General features: G+C 55.8%; 18 protein-coding genes. 8 read left to right on the forward strand and 10 right to left on the reverse strand.

What is annotated here, in order from left to right:
- Window positions 1-2,371 (forward strand): ABC transporter permease (locus VGM48_RS20625; protein ID WP_331582324.1); only part of this gene is annotated, 2,371 nt, incomplete at its 5' end.
- Window positions 2,372-2,451: 80 nt separating this feature from the next.
- On the opposite strand, the gene VGM48_RS20630 is transcribed toward VGM48_RS20625, so the two are convergent.
- Entirely contained in the window at window positions 2,452-2,853 is a 402-nt protein-coding gene (locus VGM48_RS20630) for a nucleoside deaminase (RefSeq protein ID WP_331582325.1), read from the reverse strand.
- A gap of 71 nt (window positions 2,854-2,924) precedes the next feature.
- On the opposite strand from VGM48_RS20630, the gene VGM48_RS20635 reads away from it, so the two are divergent.
- The 4 genes from VGM48_RS20635 (at window position 2,925) to VGM48_RS20650 (ending at window position 5,333) form a co-directional block, all read left to right on the forward strand.
- Complete coding sequence (locus VGM48_RS20635; RefSeq protein ID WP_331582326.1) at window positions 2,925-3,116, forward strand: type II toxin-antitoxin system VapB family antitoxin; 192 nt, start codon at window positions 2,925-2,927, stop codon at window positions 3,114-3,116.
- On the forward strand, window positions 3,113-3,520 hold the full coding sequence (vapC, locus tag VGM48_RS20640; protein ID WP_331582327.1) for a type II toxin-antitoxin system VapC family toxin: 408 nt from the start codon (window positions 3,113-3,115) through the stop codon (window positions 3,518-3,520). The genes VGM48_RS20635 and vapC overlap by 4 nt, the downstream gene beginning before the upstream one ends.
- A 23-nt stretch (window positions 3,521-3,543) precedes the next feature.
- Window positions 3,544-4,137, forward strand: a complete 594-nt coding sequence (locus VGM48_RS20645; RefSeq protein WP_331582328.1) for a class I SAM-dependent methyltransferase — start codon at window positions 3,544-3,546, stop codon at window positions 4,135-4,137.
- 89 nt (window positions 4,138-4,226) lie between these two features.
- Window positions 4,227-5,333 (forward strand): glycoside hydrolase family 43 protein, encoded by a 1,107-nt coding sequence (locus tag VGM48_RS20650; protein WP_331582329.1) that lies wholly within the window; start codon window positions 4,227-4,229, stop codon window positions 5,331-5,333.
- 44 nt (window positions 5,334-5,377) lie between these two features.
- Here the strand turns inward: VGM48_RS20650 and VGM48_RS20655 are convergent, their stop codons facing one another.
- From VGM48_RS20655 to VGM48_RS20680, 6 genes are read right to left on the reverse strand one after another with little or no spacing between them, the layout of a single operon-like run.
- Entirely contained in the window at window positions 5,378-6,946 is a 1,569-nt protein-coding gene (locus VGM48_RS20655) for a RagB/SusD family nutrient uptake outer membrane protein (protein ID WP_331582330.1), read from the reverse strand.
- Window positions 6,947-6,965: 19 nt separating this feature from the next.
- Window positions 6,966-9,995 carry a TonB-dependent receptor gene (locus VGM48_RS20660; protein WP_331582331.1) on the reverse strand — a complete coding sequence of 1,010 codons (3,030 nt, stop codon included), beginning with the start codon at window positions 9,993-9,995 and terminating at the stop codon, window positions 6,966-6,968.
- Between the two features lie 46 nt (window positions 9,996-10,041).
- Window positions 10,042-10,956, reverse strand: coding sequence for a glycerophosphodiester phosphodiesterase family protein (locus VGM48_RS20665; RefSeq protein WP_331582332.1), 915 nt, complete (start codon window positions 10,954-10,956; stop codon window positions 10,042-10,044).
- A 10-nt stretch (window positions 10,957-10,966) separates the two neighbouring features.
- Window positions 10,967-11,698, reverse strand: a complete 732-nt coding sequence (locus VGM48_RS20670; RefSeq protein WP_331582333.1) for an MIP/aquaporin family protein — start codon at window positions 11,696-11,698, stop codon at window positions 10,967-10,969.
- 17 nt (window positions 11,699-11,715) lie between these two features.
- A complete protein-coding gene (gene glpK / locus VGM48_RS20675) occupies window positions 11,716-13,197 on the reverse strand; it encodes a glycerol kinase GlpK (protein WP_331582334.1) in 1,482 nt (493 codons plus the stop codon).
- Between the two features lie 6 nt (window positions 13,198-13,203).
- Window positions 13,204-14,790: a glycerol-3-phosphate dehydrogenase/oxidase gene (locus tag VGM48_RS20680; protein WP_331582335.1), complete on the reverse strand. Its 1,587-nt coding sequence runs from the start codon at window positions 14,788-14,790 to the stop codon at window positions 13,204-13,206.
- Window positions 14,791-14,951: 161 nt separating this feature from the next.
- On the opposite strand from VGM48_RS20680, the gene VGM48_RS20685 reads away from it, so the two are divergent.
- Window positions 14,952-15,716, forward strand: coding sequence for a DeoR/GlpR family DNA-binding transcription regulator (locus VGM48_RS20685; RefSeq protein WP_331582336.1), 765 nt, complete (start codon window positions 14,952-14,954; stop codon window positions 15,714-15,716).
- A 100-nt stretch (window positions 15,717-15,816) separates the two neighbouring features.
- Here VGM48_RS20685 and VGM48_RS20690 read toward each other — a convergent pair whose 3' ends face one another.
- Window positions 15,817-16,563: a head GIN domain-containing protein gene (locus tag VGM48_RS20690; protein WP_331582337.1), complete on the reverse strand. Its 747-nt coding sequence runs from the start codon at window positions 16,561-16,563 to the stop codon at window positions 15,817-15,819.
- 126 nt (window positions 16,564-16,689) lie between these two features.
- Here VGM48_RS20690 and VGM48_RS20695 point away from each other — a divergent pair, with 126 nt between their 5' ends.
- Together VGM48_RS20695 and VGM48_RS20700 are read left to right on the forward strand one after the other, a co-directional pair.
- Complete coding sequence (locus VGM48_RS20695; protein ID WP_331582338.1) at window positions 16,690-17,946, forward strand: DUF1343 domain-containing protein; 1,257 nt, start codon at window positions 16,690-16,692, stop codon at window positions 17,944-17,946.
- A 26-nt stretch (window positions 17,947-17,972) separates the two neighbouring features.
- Window positions 17,973-18,929: a hypothetical protein gene (locus VGM48_RS20700; protein WP_331582339.1), complete on the forward strand. Its 957-nt coding sequence runs from the start codon at window positions 17,973-17,975 to the stop codon at window positions 18,927-18,929.
- A gap of 27 nt (window positions 18,930-18,956) precedes the next feature.
- On the opposite strand, the gene VGM48_RS20705 is transcribed toward VGM48_RS20700, so the two are convergent.
- The gene (locus tag VGM48_RS20705; protein ID WP_331582340.1) at window positions 18,957-19,088 is read right to left on the reverse strand and encodes a hypothetical protein; all 132 of its coding nucleotides are present in this window, start codon (window positions 19,086-19,088) and stop codon (window positions 18,957-18,959) included.
- Window positions 19,089-19,301: 213 nt separating this feature from the next.
- Entirely contained in the window at window positions 19,302-20,180 is an 879-nt protein-coding gene (locus VGM48_RS20710; RefSeq protein WP_331582341.1) for a phytanoyl-CoA dioxygenase family protein, read from the reverse strand.
- Between the last annotated feature and the right edge of the window lie 117 nt (window positions 20,181-20,297).

Genomic DNA, 20,297 nt, shown 5'->3' on the forward strand with positions numbered 1-20,297 from the left:
CGGGCGCAGCATTATGCGCAGCAAACTGTTTTCCGGGATCAATATCGTCGGCCTGGCGGTCAGCATGTCGGTCGGCCTGCTGGTGCTCGCCGTCGTATCCGATCTGTTGTCCTATGACAGCACCCTCAACAACCGCGACCGGATGTTCCGCGTCATCAGTACCCTGGAATGGCCCGACCAGCCGCCGATGAAACTGGCCTCCACCTCCTGGAAGGGTGGCAAACTGATCCACGACGAGATCCCGGGCGTGGAGTCGATCACCATCCTGCGCAATAACTTTGGCGGAGATGCGAAGATCGGCGAGAGCACTATACCGGTGAGCGGGCTGTATGCCGACGAAGGCTTCTTCGATGTATTCAGCTTTCCGCTGCTGAAAGGCGTTGCGGCCACGGCGTTGAAACAGCCGCATACGCTGGTATTGACCGAAACCACCGCCGCAAAATTATTTGGCCAGGCCGACCCGATGGGCAGGGTGATCCCGTTGGATTCGGTGAACTATACCGTCACCGGCGTGATGAAAGACATCCCGAAGCTTTCGCATATCCACTTCGAAATGCTGGCCTCCCTTTCTTCCATCGATGTCAACAGTGCCGCCAACCCGGGCGATGGGGATAATATGGACTGGTTCAATTGTTTCTCTAATTACGTCTACGTGACGCTTGCAAAGAATACCAGCCCGGCCGCTTTTACGGCGGCATTGAGCAAAGTGAATCAGCGGGAGAATGTACCGGGAAACAATAAGAAGGTCTCGCTTTCTCTCCAGCCGCTAAAAGATATTGCCGTCGGCAAGCAAATGGGCAATGAACTCGGACCCGTTGTCGGCACGGCCGAACTATATACCCTGGCCGGGCTCGCGCTGATCATTATCCTCTCCGCCTGCTTTAATTACACCAATCTGTCGATCGCGCGTTCGTTGAGGCGTTCGCGGGAGGTGGGCATCCGCAAAGTGATCGGCGCCGTCCGGGGACAGGTGGCGGGGCAGTTTATCGCCGAGTCGGTGATCATTTCGCTGCTCTCGCTCTTTTTCGCCTTTTTCATCTTTCTGCTCCTGCGGGGACAGTTCCTGGCGATCCATCCGCAATTGCAATCGGCTTTTTCCCTCGGGCTGTCGCCGCGGCTCGCCCTCGGCTTTGTCGGGCTGGCGGTGGTGGTCGGCTTTATCGCCGGCTTGCTGCCCGCCGTTTTCTATTCGAAGATCAATGCGGTGCAGGTGTTAAAGGATGCTTCTTCGCTGAAAGTGTTCCGCCACCTCCCCCTGCGAAAGGCGTTGGTCGTGATCCAGTATACCTTCTCGCTGATCTTCATCACGTCGACCGTTATCGGTTATTATCAATACAAGGGGTTTTTGCGGTTCGATCTGGGGTTCAGGACGGACAATATTTTGAACATAAAACTGCGGGGCAACAAATCCGATGCGCTGGTAAAGCAGCTTGCCGCGCTGCCGGCCGTAAAAGGAGTTTCCCGGTCGATACTGGTCAGCAGCCTCGGGTCGATGACCGGCTCGAACATGAAGTACAATAACCCGGCCGATTCATCACGCGTCTACCTGAACTATGTCGACGATCACTACCTTCCCCTGCACGAGTATCACTTTCTGGCCGGGCGCAACTTCCTGCGCCAGCCAAAGGATGCCCCCGAGTCCGAGATCATCGTGAATGAACAGCTGCTCAAGCGCTTTGGTATCGGCCGCCGGATACCCGGGAAGGCCCTCGGCCAGGTGGTCACGGTCTCGGGCAAAAAGCTGACCATCGTGGGAGTGTTGCGCGATTTCCATTATGGTACGCTCGGCAGTAAGATCGATCCGACGGCCTTCCGCTATTCGGCCGAGCCCGGGGGCTATGTGAATGTAAAGCTTAGCGCCGCCAATCTCCCCGCCACGATGACCAGTATCGCCAGCATCTGGAAGCAGGTGGACAAGGTCCATCCCCTCGAGGCGAAGTTCTATGATGAACAGATCGAAGAGGCCTATAGCTATTTCTCGGTAGTCCTCAAAGTCATCGGCTTTTTCGCCTTTCTGGCGATCTGCATCTCCTCGCTGGGTATGTTCGGGATGGTCATCTATACGATGGAGCGCCGGGTCAAAGAGATCAGCATCCGCAAGGTGTTGGGCGCCAGGAACGGCCTGTTGATGGTTCTGCTGAGCAAAAGCTTCCTGTTCCTGCTTCTTCTTTCGGCGCTGATCGCCCTGCCGCTGACCTGGATCTTCTTCGAGAAAGTGGTGCTGGCCAACTTTGCCTTTCATCCGCCGATCCGCCCGGGCGAGCTGTTTATCGGGCTGCTTGTCGTGGCAGGCATCGCGTTTGCGATGATCGGCCTCCAGACGCTGAAGATCGTCCGCGCCAATCCGGCGGCGGTGCTCAAGAATGAATAAATAATCCGCCGGGGGCAACTCCGACGTTCTGCTGCAATCGGCTTGGCGGCTTGCTGCAATCGGCTTCGCGGCCGCCGCGATCACGCGGGCACCACCACTACCTCCGGCGCCTTCCCCCAGGACGCAAACTCCGCCGCCAAAAGGTTGATCCGCCCCTTATATCCGCCCAACTCGCCCGCATACCGGCTAAAAACGACCTTGCCGATGCGGTGATGCCGGATGACATAGGAGCAGAGCAGACAGGGTTCGACATTGCTATAGATCGTCGCCCCCTCGCAGGAGCCGTGCTTTTTTATCGCATCCGCAATCGCCAGCGCCTCGGCATGCCTTGTAGGGTCCCTGGTTTTGCGGGCATCCTCCCAGGCTTCGCCGATGATGACGCCCTCCTTCACGACAACACTCCCGACGGGGCTATCGCCCTGGTCCGCGGCCATCCGCGCCAGTTCAAGACATCTGTTTAGATATGGGCCATGATCTTCCATTTGCTGAAGGTAATAAACACTCGCCAATGTGTATATTTTTTATTATCTTTACACATAAATACAAAGTCAAAATGCGAACAAATATCGAAATAGATGACGCCTTAATGGAGCAGGCGCTAAAGCTCAGCAACATTAAAACCAAAAAAGACGTCATCCAGGACGCCCTGAAAAATTACGTCGCCTGGATGAAGAAAAAGCAATTGCTGGACCTCAAAGGGAGCGTAAAATGGGAGGGCAATTTGAAAGATATGCGTAGCCTATGAATCAACAAATGATCTTCGACACATCGGTTTGGATAGATTTCTTACGGAATAAACCTACCCCCGAAGCCGATCTGCTCACTTCCTATATCGAAAACAATCACCCGCTTGTCCTGACTCCTACGATCGTCCAGGAAGTATTGCAAGGCATCCGGGATGACGATCAATACCAGCAAATCAAAGACATTCTCTCTTATATCACTACGCTTCAGCTGCCTCCTATCCAGGCAGCCGTAGGAGCAGCGGAACTATACAGGTCGCTCCGAAACAAAGGTCTTACCATCCGAAAGAGCAATGACTGCCTGATTGCCTTTTATGCCATTGAATTTTCGATACCCCTGGCCCATGCCGATGCAGACTTCGATATAATCGGTAAGCACACAAAATTGAAGACCTGGAAGTCGTAATTTCACCGATCATTCACGTAAACATGAACCAATCCCTTTCAGTCGCCATCGGCTCCACGGACATCTACCTGTTGGATCAGATCATGAAGAACAGATACAACCCCGGCGACACCATCCTGGACGCGGGTTGCGGCTACGGCAGAAATCTGCATTGGTTCCTCAATAACGATTTCAGCATCTATGGCGTGGACCAGGATGCCAACGCCATTCAGGACCTGAGGCACCGCCACCCCTCCATCGCCGATCGGTTCCAGCCAGCGGAAGTAACCAACCTGCCCTTCGCCGACGATCACTTCGACCACATCATCAGCAGCGCTGTTTTGCATTTTGCAAAAGACACCGCGCACTTCGGGCAAATGATGGCGGAAATGACGCGGGTGCTAAAACCTTCCGGTTCGCTGTTTATCCGCATGACCGCCGACATCGGCATTGAAGACAGGGTGCAACCGGCCGGCGACGGGGTGTATATGATCCCGGATGGCTCCCGCCGGTTCCTGCTCACCCGGGCGTTGCTCGCGGATACGCTGCAACGCAACCGCCTCACCTTTTTGGAACCGCTCAAGACCGTTAATGTAAACGATCTCCGCTGCATGAGTACGCTGGTGCTGACGAAATAAGCCATTAAATTGAAACCGATTACATTTTTCCCGGGAATTTGCTACATTTAGGCGATTAAACGATCGCATTCATATAAACGCCATTGAAAATGAACCAGTTCCACGCCAACCTAACCTGTGCAACCCTTTTTCTGTTCGCCCTGACCAGCTGTCAGAACCAGGGCGGTTCCCCCGGGGCCGCCGACTCCGCCGCAAAGGACTCCACCAACGCCGCCGCGCAACCCAAAATCAACTATCTCTCCCAACCCCTCGTAACGAATATCTACACCGCCGACCCTTCCGCGCATGTTTTCAACGGCCGGATCTATATCTACCCTTCGCACGACACGGCCACGGGAACACCCGAAGATGACCTCGGTTCGCATTTCGATATGCGCGACTATCATGTCCTCTCGATGGACTCGATCGGCGGCAAGGTAACCGATCATGGCGTGGCGCTCGATATCCGCAATATCCCCTGGGCCGGCCGTCAGCTCTGGGCCCCCGATGCGGCCTTTGCCAACAATACCTACTATCTCTATTTTCCCGTAAAAGACAAGAAAGACATTTTTCACATCGGCGTTGCGACCAGTTCGAAGCCGGAGGGACCGTTCGCCGCCGGAAAGGAACCCATCGCGGGCACCTACAGCATCGATCCCTGCGTCTTCAAAGACGACGACGGCAGCTATTATATGTATTTCGGCGGCATCTGGGGCGGCCAGCTGCAAAAGTGGAACAACAACCGCTATGACTCCACGAAAGGCAATCGCAAACCGGAAGAACCGGCCATCCTGCCCCGCGTGGCAAAGCTCGGCCCCGATATGAAGCGACTCGCCGAACCCGTCAGGGAGATCAGCATCATCGGACCCGACAACAAACCGTTTGTGGAGAAAGACAACGACAAACGCTTCTTCGAGGGTTCCTGGATGTTTAAATACAACGGGAAATATTATTTCACCTACAGCACCGGCGATACCCACAGGTTGGTATACGCGACCGGCACCTCCCCCTACGGCCCCTTTGTCTGGCAGGGCGTGATCCTGAATCCCGTCGAAGGATGGACGACGCACCATTCGATCATTCCCTTTGGCGGTAAATGGTGGTTGTTCTATCACGATACCCAGCTGAGCGGCAAGACCCACCTACGCAACGTCAAGGTCACCGAACTGAAATTCGACGCCGACGGCCGGATCCAAACGATCACCGCGCAGCAGTAAGGGCAGGGCGCTCCGGCTTCACCCGGTGCGCCCCGCCCCACCGGCTAGTACTTATCGTTCTGCACCAGGTTCGGATTCAGATCCCTTTCCGTCTGCGGGATCGGCCACCAGTAGTCCCGGGCGGCATCGAACTTCCGCGTCTCGATCTTACTGCCGTCATATTTATAGATCGACTGCCCCAGCACCTGCTCGGCTGTCTTCCAGCGGCGGATATCGTTGTAATACGTCCCCTCGCCGGCAAACTCGACCCGCCGTTCATGCCGGATCACCGCCCGCAGAGAATCCTGCGTCAACGTCGCCGCAACAGCCGGCAGCCCCGCACGGCTTCGCACGCTGTTCAACGCGGCGAGGCCCGTAGCCTCCGGCCCGACCGCCTCATTCTTCGCCTCCGCATACATCAGCAGCACATCGGCATACCGCAGCAGAATATAATTCGTCTCGGACTGTCCCGCCTTCAGATCGCTCTTCCCCGCCGGCGGCGCCCCCTTGTCATAAATACTGTATTTCTTCAGCCCATATCCCGTGATCGCAAATCGGGTAGGCGTCACCGGAACCGTCATAAACGTATCACCGGGGAAAACGATCGTCTGGTACATCCGGGGATCGCGGTTGACATAGGGATGGGCAGGATCGAACCCCGACGCCGGATCGGTGATCGGCAGGCCGTTCTTCATGGTGTAAGCCTGCGCGATATCCAGCAACGGCGCATTCGTATTGTACTGCTTATCGATCAGGTCGAAGGAATTGCCAAGATCGGGATAGATGAACTGGACATCGAAGATGACTTCCTTGTTGTTCTCGTTCTGCGGGAGAAACAGGCCCCGGTAGTCGGCATACAGCCCATAACCCGTACCGCTCAGGTTCATCACCGCCAGGGCGGCATCCGCGGCAGCCTGCCACTTGCCGGCATCATTCCCACCCGCGAATAACGGGCTCGCCTCCCACAACAATACCCTTGCCTTCAGCGCCATCGCCGCACCCTTTGTCGCCCGGCCCAGATCCGCACCGGTAAATTTCAGGGGAAGCGCGGCGGCAGCACTGTCCAGATCGGAAAGCACTTTTGCGATCACGTCCTTTCTGTCCGTCCGCTTTACATCCGCCTGCGTCGCGCGGTCCGGCGGGTCGAGGATCAGCGGCACCGCGCCATAATAGTTCTGCAAGGTGAAATAATACAAGGCCCGCAGAAAATGCGCCTCCCCCTTCATCCGGGTCTTCGTCGCATCGTCCATCGTCACCTCATCCACCTTCACCAGGAAAGTATTGCAACGCCCGATGCCGGTATAACAGGCCTTCCACCTCGCCGGGATGATGCCGCTGCTGCTGGCCGACTGCAACCCCTCCGCGATAAGATTAAAGCCCATGGTATTGTCATAGTCATACGCGTTGGGCGACGCACCCTCTTCGAAAAGCGGGGTCGCATCCCCACCCCAGAGGCCCGATCCGTTCATCACCCCATAACAGGCCGCAAGCCCCGCCTGCGCGGCCGCCGCAGACTCCCAAAAATTGCTTTCGACATATTGGTCCTTGGGCGAAGTATTCAACAGGCTCTTATTACAGCTGCCCGTCAGCAGCCCCAAAGCGACAACCCCTATAATGATCGATGTATTTTTCATCTGATTTTTGTTTAAGCAGTTAAAAATTGACGTTGACGCCGCCGCTGATCGTCTTCAGCATCGGATAAGTATACAGCGTGTTGGCATTCAGCAGCGACTCGGGATCGAAATCCTTGTATTTGCTGAACGTCACCCAATTCTCCGCGTTCACGAATATCGATACCCTGCTGATCTTCGCCAGGTTCAACCACCGCTTCGGCAACGCATAACTCAGCTGCACATTCTTGAGGCGGAGGTAGGCGCCGCTGCGCAGCCAGAAGTCCGAAGCCTGGAAGTTATCCGCATTCCCCGTGCTCTCGGTGACGATAGGCAAACGGGCATGGGTATTCGTCGGCGTCCAGGCATCCGTAAGCCATTCCTTTGTAGCGCCCGCACCGTTGTTGAACGGGAAAGCCATATTGGCCGTAGGATACACCTTGATACCCGCCACACCCTGGAACACGCCCGACAGGGTGAATCCCTTATAGTCCAGGTCCAGCCCGAACCCATAGCTATACCTGGGGATCACCGTGGAGCTGCGGATGATCTTGCGATCGTCCCCGTTGATGATGCCATCCTTGTTCACATCCTCGAATTTGAGATATCCCGCGCGGGTGGCCGCACTCTGATACGCGCCGCCCTTTGCTTCGGCATCGCTTTGGAAGATACCCGTGGCATGCAGCAGATAGAACGCATCGATCGGATAACCCGCCTTGGTAATGGTCGAGATACTCGAATTGTAATTATACAGGATCTGCCCGGCGATGTCCACTACCTTGTTCTTGTTATAGCTGAGGGTCCCAAAAACGCCATAGCCGACTTCTCCTACATGATTCCGGTAGCGTACAGACAGTTCGATACCGGTATTATCCATCGTGCCGATATTCTCCTGCGGGCCACCCAACCCACCGATCTGTGACGGGATGTTCACGGTGCGCAGGATCCCCGTCGTCCGCTTCTTGTAGGCATCGACGGTGACGCTGAGACTCTTCAGGAGTTCGGCATCGAGTCCCACATTATACGAGGTGGTGGTTTCCCAGGAAATATTCGGATCGCTGTATGTCGTCGCCGCCGCACCCGACTGCAGCACGCCGCCCAACGCATAGTTCTGTCCCAGCACGATCGCATTTTCATAGCTATATAAAGGCACGGCCTGGTTACCCAGCTGGCCTATCGAAGCCCGCAGCTTCAGCAGCTGGAAGAGATCGCCCTGACCAAAGAATTTCTCCCGGTCGATGCGCCAGCCGGCGGAAACGGAGGGGAAAAAGCCCCAGCGATGCCCTTCGGCAAACCGCGAAGAACCGTCATTGCGAAAGGTGGCTTCCAGCAGATACCGGCCATCATAGTCGTAGTTCAACCGCCCGAAATACGATTCCAGCACATCCGCCGTCGAATTGCCTGAGGTGGAATAACGGACCGTGCCCGCATCCAGCGCGGTCAGCGTGGCATCCAGGTAGCCCGTCATGGCGCCCATGAACTGGCTGGTCCCGAAATTGTCATAGCTCGACCCCAGCATCACCGCGGCATGATGACTTCCGCCGAAGGTGTGCTGCCAGTTCAAAGTATTGTAGAAGTGGATGGCCAGGTTGTTATAATCCGTCTCGTCGGCCCGCGGCGCCGTGGCCGGGCTGTTCCAGTTGGTGGCAACCTTGGTCTTGGGGTCAAAGCTCTGCACCTGCGGCGTAAACTCATCCAGCAGGCCGTCATATTTGTCCGCCCCGAACTGCGCATGATAGGTGATGTCGAAAGGCAATTTATAATCCAGGAAGGTGGAGGCCAAAAACCGCTGCACCAGCTTCTTGCTATAGCCGGTATAGGCGATCATCCTTGGGTTCTCCCAGTTGTTCCTGCCCGGCGTGCGGAGCCAGGAGTTGCCATAACGGCCATCCTTCAGCGTATCCGTCAGGATCGGCAGCGTCCGCGTAAGGTATTGCCAGAAGGAGTTATAGAATGGCTGGGTATATTGCCGGTAGTAGCCATCCAGGTTGAGCCCCACCTTCAGTCGTTTGGTAACGTTGAACGACGTATTGAGCCCGATGGAATATTTTTTCTCATGATTGTTCGGCCCGATCATCACGCCGTTCCGGTCGAGGTAACCCAGCGAGAACCGGTACTGATACTTATCGGAACTCCCCGCCACGCTCACATCGTGTTTTTGGATCGTGCCGTTGTTCAGCGCGATGTCAAACCAGTTGTTGGCCGGATAGGTGAAAGGGTCCGTCTTCATTCCATTCTGATATTCGGTGATGTTGGCATCCGAATAGTCGACCGCCGTCTTTCCTTCATTCAGTTCGGCCTGGTCCTTCAGCTTCATATAGGCGATGGGGTCCCAGATGGCATCCGGCATAAAGGTAGTCTTCTGCTTGCCGTAATAGTAACTGTAGTTGACCTTGGCGGCGCCCTGTCCCTTCTTGGTGGTCACCAGGATCACCCCGTTGGCCGCGCGAGAGCCATAGATGGCCGCCGACGCATCCTTTAGCACCGAGATGGACGCGATATCCGCCGGGTTCAGTTCGTCCATGGAATATTCGATCCCGTCCACCAGCACCAGCGGATCGTTGTTGTTCAGGGTCCCGATGCCGCGAATCCGGATGGTACTGCGATCCACCCCCGGCTGGCTGTTGCTGAGGTTGACAAAAAGCCCCGGCACGCCATGCAGCGCATTGCTGACATTGGTAATGGGCTGGCCCTGCTTCTCCTCCATATTCACCGTGGCGATGGCACCGGTGAGATTGACCTTCTTCTGCGTTCCATAACCGACTACCACGACGGAGTCCAGCGAACGCTGACTGGGGTCGAGAAGGATGATCCCGAGATTGGCTTTGGAGACTTTTACCTCTCTTGGCAAAAAACCTTCCATGCTGAGGTGCAGCGTGGCGCCCACGGCAGCGGACAGGGCAAAGCTCCCGTCGTTAAGGGAAACGGTGCCCCTTGAGGCCGAAGCCTGGATACTCACCCCCGGCAGCGGGGTTTGATCTTTCCCGGAGAGTACCTTTCCGGTGACGGTTATCTGCTGCGCCTGTAACGATCCTGCCAACGCGGCAAATACCAGTAGCATGACAATTTTCATAATGCAAGTTGTTAGCGGTGATTTATATATGTTAGGAGTGAATACGCTATTGCAGTAAGTTGGGATAATCCGTAATGATCCCGTCGACACCCAGCCCCTTCATCTGCTGCATGATCTCCGGCGTCTCTACCGTCCAGGGCTCGATGAGGATCTTCTTATCGTGGCATTGTTTCACCAGCGCCGGTGTCACCAGGTGATAATTGGGATTATAAAAAGCGGGATCAAAACCCAGTTCGCGGATATTCTCCCCGAAGCTCTTGTTCTTGTCCTCTGTCAGAAACCCCAGCTGGATATCCGGCCGCTGCCGGTGGATCACCTGCAAGGGGCGCCTATCGAAGGACTGCACGATCAGCCGGTGGCCCAGCCTCGCCGCATCCAGCACGGGCAGCAGAATTTTTACGTATTCTTCCGGCGCCGGCTGCTCATAGCCGTCTGTCTTTTCTTTGGACTTGATCTCGACCAGCCAGTATACCGGCGCAAAATGATGCGCCCGGGTATATGCTTCCACCGAGTCGATCATCTCCCCAAGCAGGGGCGTATAACAATCCATTCGCTGCTGCTGCGGGAAGGCAGGATAGTCTTTCCTGCCGATGATGAACTTCCTGATCTCGGGGTAGTTCAGCTGGTAGAAGGTATATTTCTTTCGCTGGTCCTTCGGGATCTCGCTCCCATCCGGCATGCTCGTATAGTCCGGGTTGAAGGACTCGTCATGATAGACCAGCACCTGGCCGTCTTTCGAGATATGCACATCCAGTTCCACCGTATTGGCGCCCACGGCGATCCCCTTTTCCATGGCAGGGATGGTATTCTCCGGCATCAGTCCCCTGGTGCCCCGGTGCCCCACCTTGAAAAAGGCAGGATACCCGGTTGTTCGCGCCACCGCCTTCGAAGACGTCTTGCACGCTCCGGCGCCGCAGCACAGGAAGCCGGTCATAAGCATTAGTCGCAGGTTGTTTTTCATATGTATAGCGTTATAGTTTTAACCACAGATACAAAAGGGCGGCGATGGCGCCACCGATGAACGGACCCGCCACGGGTACCCACGCGTATCCCCAGCCGCTTCCGCCTTTATACCGCATGGGCATCAGGCTGTGCACGATGCGCGGCCCCAGGTCCCTCGCCGGGTTGATGGCATATCCTGTCGTACCGCCCAGCGAAAGGCCGATGGCCCAGACCAGCAGCGTCACGGGCAATGCCCCCAATGACCCCATGCCGATCGGCGTCTTATGCTCCGCGATCTGCGGATCGGTGAAGTAAAAAATGACGAATACCAGCACAAAGGTCCCGACGATCTCGCTCAGCAGGTTGAAGCCGATGTTGCGGATAGCCGGCGCCGTGCTGAATACCGCCAGTTGCGTCCCCGCGTCCTCCGTTGCGTTGAAATGATCTTTATACACCAGCCAGGTGACAAAAGCGCCCAGGATCGCGCCGAGGCACTGCGCCAGGAGAAAGCTCCCCACCTTGCTCCACGCAAATTTTCCCGCGATGGCCAACGCCAGCGTAACGGCGGGGTTCAGATGCGCGCCGCTATAAGGTGCGGCGACGACGACTCCGGCAAATACCGCCAATGCCCAACCGGTAGTGATCACGATCCATCCCCCGTTGTTGCCCTTGGTGCCTTTGAGGATCGTGTTGGCCACCACACCGGTTCCCAATAAGATCAGGATAAACGTGCCCAGCAGTTCGGCAGAAAATTCAGTCATAAAAGTCAGTTATAGGTTTATACGATCTTGCAGGCCGCGACGGCCCTGTTCCAGCCGGAGATCAATTGCTCCGTATCGCCGCTGCCGGCGGGTTCGAAGGTCTTCCCCACCTTCCATTGCCGGCTGATCTCCGCTACGTCCTTCCAGAAACCCACCGCGAGACCCGCCAGGTAGGCAGCTCCCATCGCCGTTGTCTCTGTCAGCCCGGGCCGCACCACCTTCACGCCGAGGATATCCGCCTGGAATTGCATCAGTAAATTGTTCACCACGGCTCCTCCATCCACCCGCAGTTCGCGGATCGCGGCACCCGCATCCGCCTCCATGGCCCGCACCACTTCCAGGGTCTGAAAAGCGATGCTCTCCAGCGCCGCCCGGCTGAGATGCCCGGCCGTCGTTCCTCTTGTGATCCCCGTGATCATTCCCCTCGCCTGCTGCTGCCAGTGCGGAGCGCCAAGCCCGGTGAACGCAGGAACCAGATACACGCCGCCGTTGTCCTCTACACGTTCCGCCATCGCCTCTACGTCGCCGGAAGACCCGATGATGCCGAGTCCGTCCCGCAACCACTGCACCACCGCACCACCGATAAAGATGCTTCCTTCCAACGCATAGCGAACTTCTTCGCCGATCTTCCAGGCAACGGTCGTCACCAGGTTGTTCCGGGACAGAATGGGTTTCGCGCCGATATTCATCAACAGAAAGCAACCCGTCCCATAGGTATTCTTGACCATTCCTTCTTCCGTGCACATCTGACCAAACAGCGCGGACTGCTGATCGCCCGCAATACCCGCGATCGGAATTTTCGCGGCCCAGACCTTCCCCGCCGTATGGCCATACACCTCACTGGAGGAGCAGACCTTCGGTAAGAGGCTTGCGGGGATCCCGAAAAGCGCCAGCAGTTGTTCGTCCCATTGCATCGTCTGAATATTGAAAAGCATGGTGCGGCTGGCATTCGTGACATCCGTGGCATGCACCTGCCCGCCCGTAAGATTCCACAGCAGCCAGCTGTCCACGGTCCCGAATGCCAGCTTGCCTTCCTTCGCCAGGTCCTGCGCACCCGGCACCTGGTCGAGGATCCACCGGATCTTCGTAGCGGAAAAATAGGCGTCGATCACCAGTCCCGTCCGCTCCCGGATCATTTCGCTCTTGCCGGCCGCCTTCAATTCGTTGCAGTAGTCCGCCGTCCGCCGGTCCTGCCATACGATGGCATTGCAAACCGGCCGGCCCGTCTCGCGGTTCCATATCAGAGTAGTCTCCCGCTGATTGGTGATGCCGATGGCCGCGATATCGGCCGGCTTCAACCCTGCCTTTACGATGGCTTCCGTCGCCACCGTCAACTGGGAGGACCATATTTCCAGGGGATCGTGCTCGACCCATCCCGGCTGCGGAAACAGCTGCGAAAATTCTTTCTGGGAGCTGGCCATCGGGTTCCCTTTCCGGTCGAAGACGATGGCCCGGGAACTCGTCGTCCCCTGGTCGAGCGATAAAATAAATTCGGGCATGCAATCTTAGTTTTTCGCAGGCATGGGCAGGTACCCAAACGCCAGTCTATTGAAATCGATCAGTTGGTTTCTTTTCCAATCGCCATCCCGGCCCAGTTCCGCCGCCAGCAACTCCACCACCCTGGGCGCCGCGTGCAGCGCAGCCTGCGCATCGAGAAACAGGATCCGCAGTCTTCTCGCCAGGACATCCTCCACCGTTCTGGCCATCTCGCGGCGCACGGCCCAGACAACCTCGGCCTCCGTATAGGGCAGCCATTCGACAAGCCGCGCGGATAAAGCAGGTTCTTTTTCGATCAGCGTCCGGATGGCCGGGGCATCCGTGCCATACACGGTCAGATGCTCTTCCAACTCCTGGGAACAGCAACCATGGATCCGCAGTTGCTTCGTCCCGCAGGCCACCCGTTGCAGTCCGCCTACGGCGATCACCTTGTCGACCACCTCTTCGGCCATCTTCCGGTAGGTCGTCCACTTGCCTCCAGTGATGGTCACCAGTCCCGACCGGTTGACGAATAATTTGTGATCCCGGGAGATCTCCTTCGTCGCGTGCCCGTCCTCCTTTGGCGCCGCCAGGGGACGCAGCCCGGCAAAGACACTCAGGACATCTTCCCGTTTAGGCGGCGCCGTGAGATAGCCTTCCATGGTCTTCAGGATAAACCCGATCTCCTCTTCCAATGCCCGCGGTTCGAGCAGATGCTTCTCCATCAGCGTGTCGGTCGTACCCACCAGGACATGCTCATGCCAGGGCACTGCAAACAACACCCGTCCATCCGACGTCTTGGGGATCATCAATGCACTGCCGCTGTTTAGAAAGGATTTATCAAGCATCAGATGTACTCCCTGGCTGGGTCTCACCGTGGGTCTGGCCCCGGGATCGTCCATCTTCAAAATATCATCCACAAAGACTCCGGTGGCGTTGACCACCACTTTCGCCCGCAACACATACTCCCGGTTCGTTTCGCAATCGCTTGCCACTACTCCGGCCAGCTTCCCTTCCGCCATGACAAGCCGGCGCACCTTGCAGTAGTTGAGCACCGTTCCGCCCTTCTCCACGGCCGTCATCGCGAGGTTGATCGCCAGCCGGGCGTCGTCAAACTGCCCGTCATAATAGCGGACGCCACCCTTCAGTCCTTTGCCGTTCAGCCCAGGTAAAAGGCGTATCAATTCCTTTCGTTTGACGTATCCGGCCTTCCCAAAACTGAAACGCCCCGAAAGTGCCTGGTAACATTTCAAGCCGACAAGGTATTTCAGCTGTTCCCACCGGCTGTAGCAGGGAATTATAAATGATTGCTTTCTAACAAGATGAGCGGCATTTTGAAGAAGGAGCCCGCGTTCGTGCAAGGCCGTGTACACCAGGCCGATCTGCCCCTGGGCGAGATATCTTACCCCGCCGTGAACCAGTTTCGTACTCCGGCTGGAAGTCCCTTTTGCAAAGTCGGACTGCTCGAGTAACAGCACTTTGTAACCTCTGCTGGCCGCATCTACGGCGATCCCCAGTCCTGTAGCGCCTCCGCCGATAACGATCATCTCCCATTCTCTCACCCGGTCGAGTTGGCGGAGCTGGCTGGCACGGTCAAAGCAGTTTGAATCGTTCATGGCTTTCGAAATATTTCCTATATTTTCGAATTCAAAACTAAAGAAAGCATATTGAAATAAAAAAATCTATTTTCGAAACTAATCGAAATTTAATACCCGGCCCGCTGAATTTCTCGAAAAGTCCGGGGCGGAGCGATATCTTTACCTCAACTATAGATACCATGGTAACAGACAGGCATCAGTTAATACTGGATCAGCTGCAGCGGGAAGGGAGGGTCAATGTGTTGGAACTGTGTAAAGAATTGAAAGTTTCATCCGTAACCATCCGGAAAGATCTGAAGCTGTTGGAAAAGAAAAATCTCCTGTTTCGAACGCATGGCGGCGCCAATGCCACCAATCCCTATACGGTGGACCGGCCTGTCAATGAGAAAGAGAAATTACAGTCTTCGGAAAAAGCGGATATCGCCACCGTCGCCGCGCAGCTGATCGAACCCAACGACTCGATCATCATCGCCTCGGGGACCACGGTGCTCGCCCTGGCGAAAAAGATCCAGATAAAAGAAAGTCTGACGGTCGTCACCTCGGCGCTTAACGTGGCCATCGAGTTGATCAAACATCCCAATGTGGAAGTCATCCAGCTTGGCGGCTATCTGCGCAAAAGCTCTTCCTCCGTTACCGGCTCCTATGCCGAAACGATCCTGCACGATTTTTTCTGCACGAAGCTGTTCCTTGGCGTCGACGGCATCGACATGGAGCTGGGGCTCACCACCACCAACTCGCTGGAGGCGCAGCTCAACAAGCAGATGATCGCCCATTCCCGGAAGATCATCGTCCTTTCGGACTCGACAAAATTTGGTAAAAGAGGCTTCGGCCGCATCTGCGGACTGGAGGAGGTGGACCAGGTGATCACCGACAGCGGCATCTCCGAACATTATAAAAAAGACCTCGAAAGCCTGGGCATCGAGGTCACCATCGTTCCGCGCTGAGCCACGCCAAGCCGCGCTGATTCGCGCTGATTCGCGCTGAGCCACGCCAAGCCACGCTGATTCGCGCTGAGCCGCGCCGAGCCAGGTTGATTCCCGCTGATCAATCAATCCTTGCCAGATCGACGCCGCCGATATTGATCCCTTTCACGATCTCCGGGTTGCCCTTATAGCGAAGCCTGGCCTCGCCAAAAGCGGTGATCCTGATCCGTTCGGAAACGTTCAGATTGAACTCGGCTTCGCCGAACGCGGTGAGTCTCGCCACGTCTCCGGTGATAGTGGTGGCGTTGATCTTCCCATCCCCGTAGCAGGTGTAATGCTGTTCATCCACCTCGCCTTCTTTGATCTCCAGTGAACTCTCCCCATAGATCGTGGTGTGCATTGAACCGATATGCACTTCCGCAATCGTTATTTTTGAATCGCCATAGGCCCGAAGCGTAAAATGCTTCACGATGATCGGGCTCTTGCAAAGAAACGTTTCCGAACCGCGCAAAGAAAGCATATGCAGTTTTTTGTAAACTACGGTGGCATTCACGGCGTGGTGAGGATAAAGATCCTGGCCGTTCTGGCGGTCATGCTTCTTGTAATCCCGCCAGCCCTGGGGAAGATCTCTGGCTCCATCGAGGTACAACCGCAGCGTCCCGCCCTGCACCTCGACATGCAGTTTGCTGCTATCCACCATGATATTGTTGATGGTGACGCTTTCCTCCGCTCCCTGGACAAAGGTCACCTGGATATACGGACTTACGATGACCTTGCTGAAATGACCGACCGTAAATGTTTGTGCATCGGCGGTCCGGCTCATGAAAACAAGCAGGCCCGCGGCCAGGATGGTTAGTAAACGTCTCATATTGCGTTATTTAACCATACTACGAACAGGTTCATCCAATTGTTACACGGAAAATATCATTTTTATACTTTTTGTCTTTGTCCGGCTCGTATCTTTCCGGCATTAATCAATCTCAACGCGACTGCTATGCATGCAAAATGGCCGATCTTCACGCTTCTCGCATTCTCCTCCCTCCTCATCGCCGCAGGCCCGAAACCCGCCGCAAGTCCGGACCCCGCAGTAAGCGCTGACATCGCCCCCTCGCCGGCGTCCGCCCGGAAGCCCATCATCACCGGCGCCGACCAGACCGGTCAATATCTCCCTTTATTAAAAGGCAAGAGAGTGGGCATCCTCGGCAACCCGACCTCGATCATCGGCAACCGCCCCCTGGTCGACAGCCTGCACGATCTGAAAATAGATATCAAAGAGATCTTCGGTCCCGAACACGGCTTCCGCGGCAAGGCCAGCAACGGCGCCAAGGTCGCCGACGAGATCGACTCCGCCACCGGCATCCCGATCATCTCCCTGTACGGACCCAAACGCAAGCCGTCCAAACAGGATATGGATGCGATCGACATCCTGATCTTCGATCTCCAGGATGTGGGCTGCCGTTTTTATACCAACATCAACGTCCTTCGCAATATCATGGAATCCTGCGCCGAGTCGGGCAAAGAGCTGCTCATCCTCGACCGGCCCGACCCCAACGGCTATGTCGACGGACCCATCCTGGACATGACCCTCAAGTCGGGGATCGGTCAATTCCCCGTGCCCATCACCCACGGCATGACCATCGGCGAGTTCGCCCGGATGATCAATGGCGAAGGATGGCTGGCCAACAAAGAACAGTGCAAGCTGCGGATCATCCCCGTGAAGAACTACACCCATGCCATGTACTACGAGCTGCCGGTCCATCCCTCCCCCAATCTGAACACCCAGCAGTCGGTGCTGCTCTACCCTTCCCTTTGCCTGTTTGAAGGCACGATCATCAGCCAGGGCCGCGGCACTCAGATGCCGTTCACCGTACTGGGCAACCCCGACCTGAAAGGCGCTTACTCTTTCTCGTTTACTCCCGTGAGCCTTCCCGGCATGTCCGAGACTCCGCTGCACCAGGACCAGGTCTGCTATGGGCTCGATCTGCGAACCATCAATGCCGACAGCCTCCGCAGAACCGGCAAGATCAATATCAAATGGATGATGGATCTCTATAAGGCGTATCCCCACAAAGAGAAATTCTTCGACTTCCATCAAAGCAGACAAATGGGGGATATCAACAAGCTCTCGGGCACTACCGCCTTCAAAGAGCAGATCGCCTCCGGTATGAGCGAGGAAGATATCCGCAAGACCTGGGAGCCGGGGCTCAGCAATTATAAAAAGATGCGCAAGAAATATCTCTTATACCCATAATTCCAGTTCGCTAACCTGCTCTAACGATGAAGCCATTCGCCCTTTCCATCTGTTTCCTGTTGCTCGCCGGGTTAGTCACGGCACAAACGAACGCTGGTTCCCGGGTGGGTGCCACACCCAGGGAATTGCCGATCGCAAAGGCCGCCTTTGCAACCCTGAAATTGCCGGGTTCGCCCGATTTTTTAGCACCGGATGGCGATGACGTCTGGATACTGAATATCGACCGGGTGGAAAAGCTTTCGGTAAAAAGCGACAAACCCGTATTGAGCGTAACGATACCGGGTGCATGCGGGGCGTTGATCGTTGGCTTTCATTCGGTGTGGGTGGCCAGCTGCGGCACGCAGTCCATTTATAGAGTCGACAAGGAAAGCGGTAAGCTTCTTTCGATCATTCCCTGCCCGATCTCCGATCGGAATGGCGAGATCATGTTGGCCGCCGGCGCGGGGTCTATCTGGGTTTTGTCGGATAGGGCAGGCGTTCTCACCCGGATAGACCCGCGGAAAAATGCGATCCAGACGACCATCGCCGTTGAACCGGATTCTCATTGTGCCGTATTTGATTTTGGGGCTGTTTGGATAACCAATACCGCAGGAAATTCGGTTCAGCGGATCGACCCCGGGACCAATCGCGTAGTCGCAACGATCCCTGTGGGAAAAACTCCAAGATTTCTTGCCGCGGGCGAGAAAGGTGTCTGGACCTTGAATCAGGGTGATGGCACGGTAAGCCATATCGATCCCGGACAAAATAAGGTCGTTGCCGTTGTGGATGCAAAAGTTCCGGGAAGCGGTGGGGACATAGCCGCAGGCGCAGGATGCGTCTGGGTGCGTGCAAAAGGCCGATTGTTAGAGACCATCAATCCGGTATCCAATGCCGTCCAGACGATCTACACGCCTGTTGCCGGAAGCGGAGCGGTCCGCGTAACGGCGCATTTTATCTGGGTCACCGCTCATGATATAAATACGATTTGGATATTGAAACGCTAGCGCGATCCCACCAGGCGGGGATCTTGGCTAGCGTCGCACCGTGAGGCTGTCCGAATAGGCAACGCCGGATAACCCTTTCCGGAAACAGTCACGGAATACCAGATAGGAGAAGAACAAATAAAGCGCCGCCAGCAGCGCGCCGCGGAAGACCAGGCTCATCTGCCTGAGTTTCACCACCCACCAAATCACCAAAACGCAAAACAACCCCACGGTGAACCATATCAAGAACCCTAGACCCTGCTCGAAAATCCATCGCTATCCACGTCGAGATAGAAATGTCGCTGCCGCGGCATAAAGAAAAAGATCAACGCGCCCCATAGAAGGAGCCAGGTTATCCTTTGCCAGTATTTCTTAAAAAAGGTTGTCTTGATCTTATCCCATTTCACCAGAAAACAACAATGGAAAAAACTGCCCCTCCATCCGATTCCCGGCCGGTATCGGCGGCACCCCTTTTAGCAAAACCTCATCCGTATTGGATTTGGTCCCGTCGGTAAATACATTCAACACAAAAGCCCGTCTCGCATGGGGGGAGGAGTTGGCGAACGAACCATGAACCATCAGCGGATGATGAAACGTCGCATATCCCTTCTTCAACTCGATAGGCACGGGCTTGAACTCCGTCTTTTGCTCCTCCGTCAGGTACTGCATCAGCCCCTCCATATCCCCTGCCAGGTCGGGTTTGTCCAACAGGCCCCAGTTCTGGCTTTTCGGCACGTAGTATAAGCAGCCATTTTCGGTCGTGGCATCATCGAGCCCGACCCAACAGGTGAGATGTTGTATCGGTCCCGTCCGGGTCCAATAAGAATAGTCCTGGTGCCAGGCCACTACCCCGCCGTGTCTGGCCGGCTTGCAAAACAACTGGTCATGCCAGAACCGAACCGCCTGATCCCCCAATAGCTGGCTTGCGGCCATGACAAACGCCGGATTCCAGAGAACATCATGAAATCCCTCGGTAATGCGCCAGGCGCCCAGCGCATGGAACAAAACAGCATTCGCATCGGTAGATTCATTGCTGTGAAATTCATGAAACAGCCCGTTCAAAGGATGATCCGGATCCATAATGGCTTCCAGTTCACCCTTGAGGCGTTCCACCTGCCAATCGTCCAGCATTTTTACATCAGTGAGATAACCATACTCGCGAAAAAAAGCAAGCTGCTCATTGCTAAGTTTATATCGCTCCCATTCAGAAGGCTTGGCAGGCCACTGGAAAAGATCGGTAATAAGCTGGTGCTTCGTAGAAAGGTCCCGCATGGTGGCGATTTTTGCAAGTTTGCCAATCGATCAATTCGACCGGCCTCACCAATTTAGGAAAAAACGGCGGGAGGAACAATTTTTGCCTCACCCATACTTATATGGCAAAAAAATAGT

This window comes from Puia sp. (genome assembly GCF_036500295.1).
In the GTDB taxonomy this organism is placed as follows: Bacteria; Bacteroidota; Bacteroidia; order Chitinophagales; family Chitinophagaceae; genus Puia.